The following is a 13,111-nucleotide window of genomic DNA, read 5'->3' on the forward strand; positions in this document are numbered from 1 at the left end:
GGGGTGCCGGTGCTGCTGACCTGTCCGACGTGCGGGAGCGGACTCCAGGTGCCCGACGGCACCACCGCCCACGTCCGCTGCCCGGCGTGCAAGCTCGTCTTCCCCGCCGCCGCCGGCCTCGCCGCCGCCGAGCCCGCCCCGCCCCCGCCGCCCCCGCCCCGCCCGAAGCCGGCGCCGCCGAAGGCGCCGGAGCCGCCCGCCAACCGCGACTTCAACCCCGACCCGCCGCGCGACCCGGCGACGGCGCCGAGGCGGAAGCGGCCCGACGACGGCAAGTTCACCCCCGAGGAGCGGCGGACGCTCAAGACCCAGTTCGTCCGCGGCATGTGGGGCTGCCGGCTCATCGCCGCGGGCTACGGCCTCCAGGGCGTCGGCCTGCTGCTGGTGGTGCTGGTGTTCGCGCTGAACACCATCAACGCTGGCTCCCCCGCCCTGATCGCCCTCGCCGGCGTGTGCGGGCTGGCGAACCTCGTGCTGGTGCCGATCGGATTGGGGCTCGTGCTCGCGGGCCGGCCGGCGCCGGGGCTGTACCGCTTCGGCATCGCCGCCGCCGTGGCGATCGTCGTCCACGCGCTCCTCGTGCTGGTCGTGCTGGCGAAGAACGACCCGACGGTGGTGATCGAGGGCGAGCGCGAGACCGGCCTGCTGAACACCCTCGGCCACCTCGTGACGAAGCTCGACAGCCTGACGCTGTACCTGACGTGGGCGGTCTACCCGGACGAGCCGTTCATCCGCCGCGGGCTGGTGCTCGACGTGCTGTGTGGGCTGGCCGAGATGGTGCGGCTGATCCTGCTGATGGTGACGCTGGCGGGCGTGGCGCGGGGGGCCGGCGACAAGGAGCTGGCGCACCGGTGCGTGCGCGCCGGCGGCGTCGGCGCGCTCGGGCCGGCGGTGCTGGCGGCGGGGATGGCGCTGTTCCTGGCGGCGATGATCGAGACCGGCGGCCGCGACTCGAAGTTCGGCCTGGTGCTGCTGTTCGCCGCGTCGATGGGCGTGTACGCGATCCTGGCCGGCACGCTGGTGCCGGCCGCGGCCGCGGCGCGCGACGCCGCCGAGGCGTGCGAGTTCCCGTACCAGTCGCAGAACTTCGAGATCGGCGACTGACGGGGTGAGGGGGTGAAGGGGTGAAGGGGTGAGGGGGTGAAGGGGTGACTCAGGTGGCATCGGAAGTCGGCTTACCGGGTAGCACCCACTTGTCGGCATGGTTGATCATCCCGACCAGCGTGCGGATCACCTCGTCGTAGGCCAGGTATAAGGGCTTCGCCTCGTCGCGGTGGAGGTACCCCGCGTCCACCGCGAACTCCAACCACACCTGCGTCTCGGCCGCTTCGCCCTCGGCATCCGACAACTTGGCAATGAACGCCCCCTCGTACCGCCGCTTCCTCCACGCCTCCGCCAGGTTCGCGCACACGGAACGAGACGAGCGACGGACCTGATCGGTCAGCGAATAGGTTTCCTCTTTCGGAAACGACTTCGACAACCGGAACAGCCTTTTGGCCGCGTCAAGCGCCTTCTGGTACACCTCGAGTTCCGTGTGGGACGTGATCTTCGCCACGGTCACCCCCTAATCCGAATCACCCCTTCACCCCTTCACCCCTTCACCCCTTCATCCGAAAAGCCGCTTCCCACGCCGCCAGCTCCGCCGCCGTGGGCTCCGGCACCGGCTTGTCGTCGGGCGGCGGCGGCGCCCCGGGGTCGCGGGGCGGGGCGATCAGCCAGTCCACGAACGCCTGACACGTGAACACGCCGCACCCGCGCCGCCGCGCCGCCTCCTGCACCTGCCCGTCGTTCGACACCACGGCCGCCGCCTTCGGCACGTTCACGGCGCGCACCAGCTCCTCGATCTGCTCGTCGGCGGTTTGCGCGAAGGCGAAGCGGACGCGCAGCCCGCGGTGGCCGTGCTCGGCGCTCGGGGCCGGGCCGTGGACGGCGTCGAACACCACGCGCAGGGTGTCCGGCCGGCCGCGGGCGGCGTCGGCGAGCCAGTCGAGGAACCGGGCGCGGGCCGGGGCGAACTGCTTCTTCGGCAGCCCGACGCGGAGCATGCCGACGGCGTGCATCAGGTTGTAGCCGTCGATGAGGAATACCACCGGCTCCCCGCGCATCAGGTAGGGACGAGTGGATTGTAGACCGCGCCGCCCGCCGGTTGCCGTAGACACCCCGGCGGCGACACCGCACAATCTTCCCTTCCGCGACCCCGCAAGGAGCAGGCGTGACGACCCGCACCCGACACTTCCTGATCGGCTTCGCCAAGTACGGCCTCGGGTTCGGCGTCCTCGGCTACATGCTGGCCACGAACTGGGAGGGCAAGAACGGCGCCCCCGGCATCCGCGACCTGCTCGGCAAGACGCCGGACTACGCCGTCGCGGCCACGGTGATGGCCCTGTGCGTGGCGGTGCTGGCGATTCAGTACCTGCGCTGGTTCATCCTGGTGCGGGCGCTCGACCTGCCGTTCACGGTGGGCGGGGCGGTCCGGCTCGGGCTGGTCGGCACGTACTACAACCTGTTCCTGCCGGGCTCGGTGGGCGGCGACCTGGTGAAGGCGTACTTCATCGCCCGCGGCCAGCCCGGCCGGCGGGCCGCGGCCGTGGCCACCGTGGTGCTCGACCGGCTGATCGGGCTGTTCGGCCTGCTGTGGTTCTCGGCCGTGATCGGCGGCGCCCTGTGGGCGGCCGGCGACGACCGCATCGCCGGCAACGACCACCTCCGGCGGATGATTACGGTGTGCGGCGTGCTGGTGGGGCTGGCCGTGTGCGGCTGGGGGCTGATGGGCGTCCTGCCGGCGCACCGGGCCGACCGGTTCGCGGGCCGGCTGGCGACCGTGCCGAGGCTCGGCAAGGCGCTGGCGGAGGTGTGGTACGCGGTGTGGACGTACCGCCAGCGGCCGGGGGCCGTGTACCTGTCGGTGGCGATGACGGCGGTGTGTCACGTGGCGATGGTGCTGATGTACCACCTGGCGGTGCGGGTGTTCCCGGCGGACGGGTCGGAGCCGGGGACGCTGGGCGAGCACTTCGTGATCGCGCCGGTGGGGTTCATCATGCAGGCGTTCTTCCCGGCGCCGGGCGGGGTGGGCGGCGCCGAGTTCATCTTCAAGTGGCTGTACGGCCTGTTGGGCCGCGACGGCGCGGTGGGCCTGCTGGGCCGGGTCACGCTGCGGGTGGCGGAGTGCACGTGCGGCCTGGTGGGGCTGGTGGTGTTCCTGCGGATGCGGGGCGAGCTGCCGGCGGTGGTACACGAGGCCGAGGAGGAAGGCCTCGGCGGCCACGAGGACCCGCCGCACCTGGAAGAGGCGAAGGCGGGGTGACGGTTCAGAACACAGTCACCCGCGCCATCGCCGCAAACTCCGCGTCGTCGGCTACCGCCGTGGCGATCACACGGTCGAGTCGGGCGAGGGCGGCGAGCAGGTGCGGGCTGGATTGTTGGGCGAGTTGGCGCCGGATGTCGGACCGTGCTTCGCACAGATCGACGAGCCACACGCGGCGGCGAATCCGCTCTTCCTTGATGAAAGGTCGGTTCAGCCCCACCACGTCGATCGTCACAGTCCCCCGCACGCTCTGATTCACGGCGACGGCGACCGCGCCGTTGAACGTGAGGTGCTTCGCCGGGTCGTCCTGGCACGGGTGGAGCAACAGCGGCTGTTCGGCGCCGACCGACTTAAAGTGTGACCGCGCCCGGACCCCCTTCGCGTCGATCGGGAACAGGTTCCGCTTGAACGCCCGGTTGCAGAGCTGGCAGCAGAGGAACAGGTTGTCCCAATCGTAGGCGAGCCAGTAGTAGCCGGGCCGGGTTAGCGGGTCGCCGCGCCGCTGCTTGAACCCCGACTTTGGCCGGTAGTGCTCCACGTCGCTGTAGGTGTTCCCGGGGCTGATCCGCCACTCACAGAACGCGCACTTCTCGTGCTGGGCCGCCCGGAGTGCGGTCCGCACGGTCGGGTGCGCGAAGATGTCCCGGTCGAACTGGAACCGCTTCGTTCCGGCCCGGTATGCCGCCCGGTCCGTCTTGTACTTCGCCTTGTTCGCGCGGGTAGCGGCCGCCCCACGCGTGGTGAGAACCGCGGGAGGCGCGGGCTTGGTCAGGCGGATCATTTGGGCGATGTCGCGCGGAGTGCGTCCAGAGCCTGGCGGATGGCGGCAAGTTCCTCGTTCTCGGCCGCGCTCCGGCCGACCGGGAGGCGGTCGATCTGATCCTGGAGTTCTTTCAACTCCTTCTTCTCGGCGAGCGTCAACCGAGCTTTGCCGGCCAGTTGCTCCTGCCGCTTGAGCTTCTTCTCGACCTCCGGCGACCGGGCCGACTCCAGGCCGAACAGGTCGCTCGTGAGGATCTGATCGACGCGCCAGTTGCGGATGTCGTCCACGTCGTTGTGGATGACGACGTGGTCGCCCTCGCGCTTCAGGACGGCGATGTTGGCGTTCTCCGCGGCCTGTACGACGAGCGGGCTGTGCGCCGTGGCGATGAACTGCGTGTTCGGGAACCGCTCCGACAGGAACCCAATCAGCTTCCGCTGCCACGCCGGGTGCAGGTGCAGGTCGATCTCGTCCACGACGCAGATGGCCGGCTCCTTGAGCGGGTCGGGGCTGTCCGGGTAGCGCTCCACCATGCGGCTGACGAAGTCGAGCATCCAGGCGATGAGCGTCTGGTAGCCGTACCCGAGTTGGCGGAGCGGGACCCACCCGAAAGGAGTCAGGAATTCAACCCGAGGTTTAGGTCGCACGTCACCACCTGTTGTGGCAAATCGCAACTCAGAAACATCGGGGAGAATGCCTGATGTGAGTAGCCCGGTAACTTGGATGAGGCGCTTATGGACGGATGTCTTATTCCCAGGAGCCTTACTGCTAGCGTAGTCCAACTGTAGTAGCCATTCCTCTGCGTTTCGCAAGACTGCATTCTCATTGGCGAGTGTTGTCTCGTACTCGTCTTGTGTGGCGTTTGAGAGAGCCGCAGATACAAGGCGCCTGTTGACGCCATACGCCATTACAACTGGTAAGTATCCTTCAACGCGATACTCCAATCCAGCGATGTCGTTCTGAATCGAGACGCTTGCCCTGCATGGGATCGATCGATTTGTCCCTAGCGGAATTGAAGTAAATACCGTCTCGATAGTTACTTTGTCGTTCCGGTCTGAACTATTGCGAATCCAGGATATCGTTTCATCTGTGATCAGCGACCAGCCTCCAACGCCAAGCATCTTCTCTGGGCTCGGCACGTCGTCAAAATCTTCCCGAGCGTCAACCAGTCCCAGGCCCGGTTCGTGGCCTGTAAGTAGTCGCAGCAGCGTCGTCTTCCCGGTGCCGTTCTCGCCGAGGATGATCGTCCACTGCTTCGGGCGGCCGTGGCCGTCGGACAGGTCGAGGGTCTGCTTCGGGCCGAAGCAGCGGACGTTCTCCACGCTCAGCGACAGCACGTAGCACGCCTTCGGCTTCTCGCCGGCGGCTGCCGCGGGACGCTTCTTGCCGTTCTTCGCCATACCCGGCAGCGTAGCGGGTCCGGCGACGCCGCACAACTCTCCCCCGCGCCGCGGCCGCAACCCGTTGCCGGGCCACGACCTGCCCCGATTGCCGGGGCCGGGGCTGGATCGAACCAACTTTTTTATGAGTCGGTGACATGGTTCCGGGGATCGACCCCCCTCGGCCGGAAGAAAGAATCCCGGCCCGAATGTCGCCCCGGGTCCGGCCGCCGGCCGGCCGCTATAACAGCGGCACCACCCCACCGGAGCCGTGCGCGATGAAGGTCCACGAGTACCAGGCCAAGGAACTCCTCGCCGCCGCCGGCGCCAACGTGCCCGGACACGTCGTGTGCAAGACGCCCGACGAGGCCGCCGCCGCGTTCGACAAGCTGAGCAACGGCGGCGGCGTCATGGTGAAGGCGCAGATCCACGCCGGCGGCCGCGGCGCCGGGCAGCTCAAGGGCTACGCCGAGAAGCTCGGCGGCGTCAAGTTCGCCCCCACCCGCGAGAAGGCCAGGGCGCTCGCCGAGACGATGCTGAAGCACTCGCTCGTCACGCTGCAGACCGGCCCCGAGGGGCAGCCGATCCGCACGCTCATCGTCCAGGCCGACGCCGAGCCGGCGAAGGAGTACTACGTCGCCATCGTGTTCGACCGGGCGATCGGGCAGCCGGTGCTGATGGCGTCCGCGGCCGGCGGCATGGACATCGAGAAGGTCGCCCACGACACGCCGGAGCTGATCCTGAAGGTCCCGTTCAGCCCCGAGACGGGGTTGCAGCCGTTCCAGGCCCGCCGCATGGCCTACGAACTCGGCTTCACCGGCGATCAGGTCGGCAAGGCCGAGAAGATCATGCTGGCGCTGTCGAAGGTGTACCTGGAGAAGGACGCCACGCTGGCCGAGGTGAACCCGCTGGCCGTCACCAAGAAGGGCGACGTGGTCGTCCTCGACGCCAAGATCGACTTCGACGACAACGCGCTCTTTCGGCACAAGGACGTGGAGGCGCTGCGCGACCTGGGCGAGGAGAACCCGGTCGAGGTGCGGGCCGGCAAGGCGAGCCTGAACTTCATCCAGCTGGACGGGAACATCGGGTGCCTGGTGAACGGCGCCGGGCTGGCGATGGCGACGATGGACATCGTGCAGCACCACGGCGGCAAGCCGGCGAACTTCCTCGACGTGGGCGGCGGCGTGACGGCCGAGAACGCGGTGGAGGCGTTCCGCATCATCCTGAGCGACCCGAAGGTGAAGGCGATCTTCGTGAACGTGTTCGGCGGCATCGCCAGCTGCGCCCGCATCGCCGACGCGCTGGTGAAGGCCGGCCGCGAGGTCGGCTTCCAGGTGCCGGTGGTGGTGCGGCTGGAGGGGAACGAGGTGGACAAGGCGCGCGAGATCCTGAACGGCGTGACGACCGAGCTGCCGGCGATCCGCGTGGCCCCCGGGCTGACCGAGGGCGCGAAGATGGTGGTGGAACTGGCGAAGTGACCCGGCTCGCCGCTCGCGGCCTGGCGCGGCCCGGCGCCAGGCCGCGAGCGGCGAAGACCCGAGCCGAAGACCCAACTCCCTGACCCCCTCTCCCGGACAAGGACGACGCCGATGACGACCACCTGCCGGACCGCCACGCTGGCGGCCGCGTTGGCCCTCGCCGGGTGCGGCCGGCCGGCCGCGCCTACCACCAAGGACGACAAGGGCGGCCCCGGCCCCGCCCCGCCGGCGAACATCCCGTCCGGCCCCGTCGCCCCCACCGACGCCAGCTCGGTCGCGGCCCAAAAGGTTGTCGGCGACCTGCTCACCGGCACCGCCGACACCACCAAGCTGACCACGTCGTTCCTCAAGGCCGTCGGCCTGCCGGCGACCTCGCCCGAGGACAAGGCGAAGGGGTACAGCCCGGCCGCGGCGCACACCTGGCTCGCCCGGGCCGGCGCGGCGCTGACGCAGATCGGGCCGCCGGACGGGTTCACCGCGTCCACCAGTGCCGTCTTCACCGGCCCGAACGGCACCGGCCGCTACCTCGTCCGTATGGTCCAGGCCGACGGGGCGTGGAAGGCCGACTACTTCGGCCTCGGCACCGCCAAGGCCAACGAAATGGCCAAGCCGAAGACGTCCGACGAGGCGTTCCAGGACTTCGCCGTGCTGGGGCTGCTGGACGCGCTGACGAGCACGGCGCTGCCGACCGACGACCGGGTGCCGCTGGCCGCCGCGCTGATGTCGGCGAAGGCGCGGGGCGCGTTGGCGGGGCCGTTCCCGGCGGACCAGGAGCAGGGCTACGACTACAACCGCGGCAAGCTCGGCGTCGTGGCCGACGGCCTCGGCAAGGGCGCGACCGCGGTCAGCCGCACCCGCACCGGGGCGGACGCGTTCCGGGCGGAGATCACGAAGGACGGGGCGACCCGGGCGTTCGCGGTGAAGCTGGTCCGCGACGCGGCCGGCGGCTGGGTGGTGGACGATTTCAAGCCCGAGTGACCGGCCCGCGGCGCGGCGGTAGGATGGGGGTGTCACCCGACAGGAGACCGAGCCGTGCGCCTCGAAGACATTCGCCAACGAACCCGGAAGGTGCCGTTCGAGCCGTTCCGGGTGTTTCTCTCGAACGGCCAGACGTTCGACATCTATCACCCGGACCAGTGCGTCGGCAGCACGGGGGCCGCGCACATCTCCGTCCCATCGGAGAACGGCCCGCCCCACATCCGGGATCAGGTTACGATCGTGTCCCTCTACCACATCCAGAAGATCGAGCCGCTGCCGACGCCGGCCGCGGCGGCGGGATCGAACGGGGCCGGCTGAGCGGCGGCGTCAGAACGGCCGCGGCTCGGCGAGTTGCAACCTCATCTGATTCACCGGGGCTGGGCCGGACGGCGCGGCACACGCGGCCTCGAACGCCAGCGCCGCGCCGAACCCGCGCCGGAACCGCTCCCGCAGCGTCGGGTCGTTGCGGAACGCCGCCGCCGGCTTGCCCGCCGCCACGCCGGCCCGCACCTGCGCCAGCGCCTCCGCCCGCAGGGCGGGGTCCACGTCCGACCCGGCGGCGAACACGCGGGCCGCGTAGAACCGCAGCTCGGCGGTGTCGTACCCGAGCGCGAACACCGCCCGCAGGTCGGCGACGGCCCGCGGGTCGAGCCCGCCGTGAGCCCCGGTCGCCCGCCAGAGGCCGAACAGGCACACGGCCCGGTTGTACCGCGCCGCCGGCAGAGCCGGGTCGCCGGCGACCGCCCGGTCCAGCGCGTCGCCGGCCTCGGCCGACTTCCCCGTCTTCATCAGCGACAGCGCCCGGTTGCTCAGCACGTCCGGCGGGGCGTCGCGCCGGGTGTCCACCCAGCCGCCGAACTCGGCCCCTTCCTGATGCTTCGCGCCCACCGTGTAACAGTACGCCATCATCGCCACAGTCCGCCGGTCCTGGCGGAGCGCGTTCGACTTGGTGAAGTCGTCCACACCGCCCGACCAGTCGTCGGCCCGGACCCTCGCCAGGCCGCGGGTGTAGAACTCGTCCGCGGTCGTCGGCGGCGGGGGCGGCGCGGGGAGCGCCCACTTCGGCGACTTGTCCGGCGGCCCCATCGTGGCGCCGCTCCCCGCCGTCAGCACGGCCACGAGCACCAGCGCCGTCGCGGTGACGCGCCGGGCGGCCCGCCGGGGCGGCGGGGCGGGCGGGGTGCGGGCCGCGGTCACGAACCCGCTCAGGGCCGCGGCCAGGCCGGCGGCCGACTCCGGCCGCGCCCCCGGGTCGGGGTTCAGGCACGCCGTCAGCTCGCGCCGGACCGCCCGCGACAGGCCCGCGGGGAGCGGCGGCAGCGGCGCGCGGGCCGCGGCGGCGCAGGCGGCGAACGACTTCGGGTCGGCCGCCGGGAACGGCCGCCGGCCGGTCAGCAGCTCGAACGTCATCACGCCGAGCGAGAACAGGTCGCCCCGCGCCAGCGCGGCGCCGGTCGCCATCGCGCCGGCGGCCTCCAGCAGTTCGGGGGCCATGTAGCCGGGCGTGCCGCGGACCGCCGCCGGGCCGGCGTCGCGGGTGGACAGGTTGAAGTCGATGAGGCACGGCGACCCGCCGCGGCCGACGACCACGTTCGCCGGCTTGATGTCGCCGTGCGTCACGCCGGTGTCGTGGAGGTAGGCCACCGCGTCGGCCAGGCACCCGGCCACCGCCGCGGCCCCCACCAGGTACGGCTCGCCGGCTCGCACCACCGGTTCGGCCGCGCGGTCGGCGTCGGTCAGGAAGGCGTCGGCCGAATTCGGCGGCGGCGCGTCCGGGGGGAACGCGGAGGCGACGACTTCCGCCAGCGTGGTGACGCCGGCCAGCGGCATGCACACCGCCGTCCGCCCGTCCACCGGCCGCGCCCAGAAAACTTCCGTCACGTGCGGGTGCTTCAGCCGGGCGATCACCTTCGCCTCGGCCGACGCCCCGGCCGTCAGCTTCAGCACGCACGGCCGGTCGAGCTCGGGGTCGTGGGCCAGGTACGCCCGGCCGAACCCGCCGGCCCCGAGCAGCGCCACCAGTTCCACCCCCGCGACCGTCGCGCCGACGTCGGGCCAGTCGCCGCCGCCGGCCGCCTCCGGGTGGTCGAGGAAGTGGTGGTGAGCGGCGATCACACTGCGGACGGCGGACGCGAACCCGGGGAACCGCGCGGCAAACGCCGCGGCCGGCGGTGCGGCGCCGGCCTTCTCGCGGAGCAGGTACTCCTCGTAGGCCAGGTCCAGCACGACCGACGGCTGGCGGGACAACTCGGGGTGCGCGGCCAGGGCCGCGGCGGCGTCGGCGGGCGCGCCCTTGCGCCACCCGCGCTTGATCTGCGCGGCCAGCTTGCGGGCGGCCGCCGGGCCGAGTGTCGGGTCGCTCACTGGGCGTCCTCGCACAGCTCGCGGACGCGGTCGACGATCCGCCGGACGTGCCGGTCCGTCACGCCGATCCGCCGCGCGATCTCCTCCTGCGTGTGCCCGGCCCGGAGCAGGTCGAGCACCGGCCGGTGGGCCGGCGGCAACTCGGCGGCCAGCGCCGCCAGCCGCTCGCCGGCGATGGCGCACTGGCTCGGGGTGGCCTCGCGGCCGGGGAGCGACACGTCGGCCCCGTCGGCGGTGCGGAACAGCCCCTGCTCGCGGGTCACGTCGTAGGCGGCGGTGCCGTAGCGGCGGCGGCACACCTCGACGACCTTGTTCCGGGCCACCGCCGCGAGGAAGTTCCCGAGCGCCTCGGGGCTGTCGAACCCGACCGCGTCGGCGGGGAGGTTGCAGAACGACACCCACACGTCCTGGGCGAAGTCGACGGAGTCGTATTCCTTCCGCAGGCGGTCGGGCAGGCGGCGGCGGACCGCCGCGCGGACGAGGCCGCCGTACCGGTCGTACAGCCGGCGCATCGCCTCGGAGTCGCCGGCCCGGGACCGCTCCACGAGCCGGCGGAAGTCGCTGTCGGTGGCGCCCACGACGGTCACCGGTGGGGTGCGTTGGTCGGGCGTTCGGGGGTAGTGAACATGATCGGCGAAATGTCCGCGGGTGGCAAGCGCAGAATAAGCAGGCCGGCCGCGCGAACGCGGCAGACCGGCAAAGATGTGACCACACGCTGTCGGCCGCGGCGCCTAGCCGATGATCGCCGTCGGTTCCACGTCGTCGTCGCCGGCGGAGGCACGGACCTGGTCGGCGATCACCGCGCACTGCACCTTCAGGTAGCCGAGGTGGACGAGTAGGTCGGTGAGGCAGCCGTGCAGTTCGGTGTCGCGGGCGGCGGCTGCGGAGCCGACCGCCCGCTGGGCCAGCGTGTGGGCCACGGACGCAATCCTGAAGGCTGACATGGGTGTCCCTCCGCAGCGAACGGGGCCGAGGCGACGGCCCCTATCGGGCGGGGAATCGAGATTCCGGCAGGAATCCGGACATGGAATTTGAAGATTTCCTCAAGTTGTGCCGCGGACGGGTTTTCGAGACGCCCCACCTACATCACGCGGCCCAGGAACAGGATGCCGCCGTTGAGCGTGAGCGCGAACGACACCCACAGCCAGTACGGCACCATCAACCAGCCGGCCGGGCGCGACACCTCGAAGAATTGCAGCATCGTGAGGCCCGCCAGCACCCACAGGGCCAGCAGGTCGAGGAAGGCCACGAACGGGGCGTGCAGGCCGAAGAAGAACACGGACCACGCCAGGTTCGCCGCCAGTTGCAGGCCGAACGCGGCGAGCGGGCAGCACACGTCCTCGCGGTCGCGGCTCAGCCACACCAGCGACGCGGCGGCCGCGGACATCAGGTACAGCACCGACCACACCGGGCCGAACACGGCGTCGGGCGGCGTCCACGACGGCTTCGGCAGGCTGGCGTACCAGTCGCCCTGCAGCGAAGCGGCGGTCACGGCCCCGGACACGACCTGCACCCCGAGCACGGCGGCGGCGACGGCCGCGGCGCCGGCCCACGACCGGTTGCGGTGCTCGTCGGCCGTCTCGGGCCGGGGGCGGGTGAAGACGCAGGCCGTGACCATGACTTACTCCGTGTCACGCGGCGGGCGGACCGGAGAGGGGATGCAACCGGCGCGCCGGAGTCGCCGCTTGCGGCGTAGCGCCCGGGCGCTACGCCGCAAGCGGCTGCAAACTAACCGATCACCGTCACCCCTAGCCGCTCTGCGTGCGGGGCCAGCGCCTCCAGGATGCCCGCGTACAGTTCCACTCCATTTGCCAGCGCCGCGCGCTTCCGCGCCAGCCCACGCTCGCCGGGGAGGCGCACCGCGCCCACGCCCGGCGCCGGCGCCGCGGCTCGACACGCTTCCGCCAGCCAACCCGTCTCGCGGCGGAACTCGGCCGCGCCGCCGAACGCCGCCGGGTCGGTCGCCTGCACGAACACCGACGCGCCCCAGCGCGCCGGCTTCTCCGCGCGGCCGAAGCCGCCGAGCCCCTGCGTCAGCGCCTCGACCAGCAGCGCCAGCCCGTAGCCCTTGTGACCGTGGTCCAGCCCGCCGACCGGCAGCAGCGTGCCGCCCGCGGCCAGCACCGCGGGGTCGTCGGTCGCATTCCCCGCGGCGTCGAGCGCCCACCGGCCGGGGAAGCGGCCGCCCTCCTTCGCCAGCCGGTTCGCCATGCCGTTGGTCGTGATCGACGCGCTGATGTCGATGAGGATTGGGTCGCCGTCGGTCGGGATGCCGACGGCCAGCGGGTCGGGCGTGAACACCGGGGTGCGGCCGCCGAACGGCGCGACCGACGCCACGGCCGGGTCGGAACTGGCGATCTGGACCAGGAAGCCGCGGTCGGTGGCGCGCTGGAGGAACGCCGCGAGGCAGCCGATGTGGTGGCTGTCCCGCACGATCACGGTGCCGACGCCGAACGCCGCCGCGCGGTCGCAGGCGGCATCAACCGCCTTCGCGGCGAGCCACACGCCGGGGAGGCGACGGCCGCCCCACGTCAGGCACGCGCCGCGGTCGGCGATCACAGTCGGCTCGCCTGTCGCGGTCATGGTGCCGTCGCGCAGCTCGGCGAGGTACGCGGGGGCGAGCTGGAGGCCGTGCGTGGTGTGGCCGAGCAGGTCGGCTTCGACGAGGCCGGCGGCGACGACGGCGGGCTTGTCGCCGTCGCACCCGGCGGCGGCGAACAGGGCGGCGGCGTAGTCGATGAGCGCGGCGGCGGCATGCGTCATGGGTGATTGTGCATCGTTGGTGTGAACCTGATCCGGCCCGGGGCCGTCCAGAAAGGTCCGCCCGCTGGCGCGGTACAACTAACTT

At 71.7% G+C, this 13,111-nt stretch carries 14 protein-coding genes and 1 pseudogene; 5 read left to right on the forward strand and 10 right to left on the reverse strand.

Features of this window, described 5'->3' with window-relative positions; all coding sequences use genetic code 11:
* Window positions 1–9: 9 nt before the first annotated feature.
* On the forward strand, window positions 10–1,104 hold the full coding sequence (locus ETAA1_RS00955; protein WP_202920569.1) for a zinc ribbon domain-containing protein: 1,095 nt from the start codon (window positions 10–12) through the stop codon (window positions 1,102–1,104).
* A gap of 49 nt (window positions 1,105–1,153) precedes the next feature.
* Here ETAA1_RS00955 and ETAA1_RS00960 read toward each other — a convergent pair whose 3' ends face one another.
* Together ETAA1_RS00960 and ETAA1_RS00965 are read right to left on the reverse strand one after the other, a co-directional pair.
* Window positions 1,154–1,561, reverse strand: a complete 408-nt coding sequence (locus ETAA1_RS00960; RefSeq protein WP_145233493.1) for a four helix bundle protein — start codon at window positions 1,559–1,561, stop codon at window positions 1,154–1,156.
* 37 nt (window positions 1,562–1,598) lie between these two features.
* The gene (locus ETAA1_RS00965) at window positions 1,599–2,090 is read right to left on the reverse strand and encodes an NYN domain-containing protein (protein ID WP_202920570.1); all 492 of its coding nucleotides are present in this window, start codon (window positions 2,088–2,090) and stop codon (window positions 1,599–1,601) included.
* Between the two features lie 122 nt (window positions 2,091–2,212).
* Between ETAA1_RS00965 and ETAA1_RS00970 the strand changes: the two genes are divergently transcribed.
* Entirely contained in the window at window positions 2,213–3,304 is a 1,092-nt protein-coding gene (locus ETAA1_RS00970; RefSeq protein ID WP_145233496.1) for a lysylphosphatidylglycerol synthase transmembrane domain-containing protein, read from the forward strand.
* 4 nt (window positions 3,305–3,308) lie between these two features.
* Here ETAA1_RS00970 and ETAA1_RS00975 read toward each other — a convergent pair whose 3' ends face one another.
* The 3 genes and pseudogenes from ETAA1_RS00975 to ETAA1_RS33715 all read right to left on the reverse strand — a co-directional run.
* Window positions 3,309–4,085 (reverse strand): HNH endonuclease family protein, encoded by a 777-nt coding sequence (locus tag ETAA1_RS00975; RefSeq protein ID WP_145233498.1) that lies wholly within the window; start codon window positions 4,083–4,085, stop codon window positions 3,309–3,311.
* On the reverse strand, window positions 4,082–4,711 hold the full coding sequence (locus tag ETAA1_RS32630) for an AAA family ATPase (protein ID WP_238389340.1): 630 nt from the start codon (window positions 4,709–4,711) through the stop codon (window positions 4,082–4,084). Before ETAA1_RS32630 ends, ETAA1_RS00975 begins: the two co-directional genes overlap by 4 nt.
* A 534-nt stretch (window positions 4,712–5,245) precedes the next feature.
* Window positions 5,246–5,464 (reverse strand): annotated as a pseudogene (locus ETAA1_RS33715) (AAA family ATPase); the annotation flags it as partial.
* Window positions 5,465–5,721: 257 nt separating this feature from the next.
* Here ETAA1_RS33715 and sucC point away from each other — a divergent pair.
* The 3 genes from sucC to ETAA1_RS00995 all read left to right on the forward strand — a co-directional run bounded on the left by sucC (window position 5,722) and on the right by ETAA1_RS00995 (window position 8,217).
* The gene (gene sucC, locus ETAA1_RS00985; RefSeq protein WP_145233502.1) at window positions 5,722–6,921 is read left to right on the forward strand and encodes an ADP-forming succinate--CoA ligase subunit beta; all 1,200 of its coding nucleotides are present in this window, start codon (window positions 5,722–5,724) and stop codon (window positions 6,919–6,921) included.
* Window positions 6,922–7,032: 111 nt separating this feature from the next.
* Window positions 7,033–7,899: a hypothetical protein gene (locus ETAA1_RS00990; RefSeq protein WP_145233503.1), complete on the forward strand. Its 867-nt coding sequence runs from the start codon at window positions 7,033–7,035 to the stop codon at window positions 7,897–7,899.
* A 54-nt stretch (window positions 7,900–7,953) separates the two neighbouring features.
* The gene (locus ETAA1_RS00995) at window positions 7,954–8,217 is read left to right on the forward strand and encodes a hypothetical protein (protein ID WP_145233505.1); all 264 of its coding nucleotides are present in this window, start codon (window positions 7,954–7,956) and stop codon (window positions 8,215–8,217) included.
* A gap of 9 nt (window positions 8,218–8,226) precedes the next feature.
* On the opposite strand, the gene ETAA1_RS01000 is transcribed toward ETAA1_RS00995, so the two are convergent.
* From ETAA1_RS01000 to ETAA1_RS01020, 5 genes are all read right to left on the reverse strand, one after another.
* Complete coding sequence (locus tag ETAA1_RS01000; protein WP_202920571.1) at window positions 8,227–10,263, reverse strand: protein kinase domain-containing protein; 2,037 nt, start codon at window positions 10,261–10,263, stop codon at window positions 8,227–8,229.
* The gene (locus ETAA1_RS01005) at window positions 10,260–10,841 is read right to left on the reverse strand and encodes an RNA polymerase sigma factor (protein WP_202920572.1); all 582 of its coding nucleotides are present in this window, start codon (window positions 10,839–10,841) and stop codon (window positions 10,260–10,262) included. Before ETAA1_RS01005 ends, ETAA1_RS01000 begins: the two co-directional genes overlap by 4 nt.
* Before the next feature lie 153 nt (window positions 10,842–10,994).
* Window positions 10,995–11,207 (reverse strand): hypothetical protein, encoded by a 213-nt coding sequence (locus ETAA1_RS01010; RefSeq protein WP_145233510.1) that lies wholly within the window; start codon window positions 11,205–11,207, stop codon window positions 10,995–10,997.
* Window positions 11,208–11,344: 137 nt separating this feature from the next.
* Window positions 11,345–11,881 (reverse strand): TspO/MBR family protein, encoded by a 537-nt coding sequence (locus tag ETAA1_RS01015; RefSeq protein WP_145233512.1) that lies wholly within the window; start codon window positions 11,879–11,881, stop codon window positions 11,345–11,347.
* A 110-nt stretch (window positions 11,882–11,991) separates the two neighbouring features.
* A complete protein-coding gene (locus ETAA1_RS01020) occupies window positions 11,992–13,026 on the reverse strand; it encodes an Ldh family oxidoreductase (protein ID WP_145233513.1) in 1,035 nt (344 codons plus the stop codon).
* Window positions 13,027–13,111: the final 85 nt, after the last annotated feature.

Origin of the sequence: Urbifossiella limnaea, from assembly GCF_007747215.1 — a bacterium.
Classification (GTDB): domain Bacteria; phylum Planctomycetota; class Planctomycetia; order Gemmatales; family Gemmataceae; genus Urbifossiella; species Urbifossiella limnaea.

Bases quoted from the DNA above. Each gene is read 5' to 3' on its own strand.
- ETAA1_RS01020 (WP_145233513.1), bottom strand. From the start codon at position 13,026: ATGACGCATGCCGCCGCCGCGCTCATCGACTACGCCGCCGCCCTGTTC.
- ETAA1_RS00975 (WP_145233498.1), bottom strand. From the start codon at position 4,085: ATGATCCGCCTGACCAAGCCCGCGCCTCCCGCGGTTCTCACCACGCGT.
- ETAA1_RS00990 (WP_145233503.1), top strand. From the start codon at position 7,033: ATGACGACCACCTGCCGGACCGCCACGCTGGCGGCCGCGTTGGCCCTC.
- ETAA1_RS01010 (WP_145233510.1), bottom strand. From the start codon at position 11,207: ATGTCAGCCTTCAGGATTGCGTCCGTGGCCCACACGCTGGCCCAGCGG.
- sucC (WP_145233502.1), top strand. From the start codon at position 5,722: ATGAAGGTCCACGAGTACCAGGCCAAGGAACTCCTCGCCGCCGCCGGC.
- ETAA1_RS01015 (WP_145233512.1), bottom strand. From the start codon at position 11,881: ATGGTCACGGCCTGCGTCTTCACCCGCCCCCGGCCCGAGACGGCCGAC.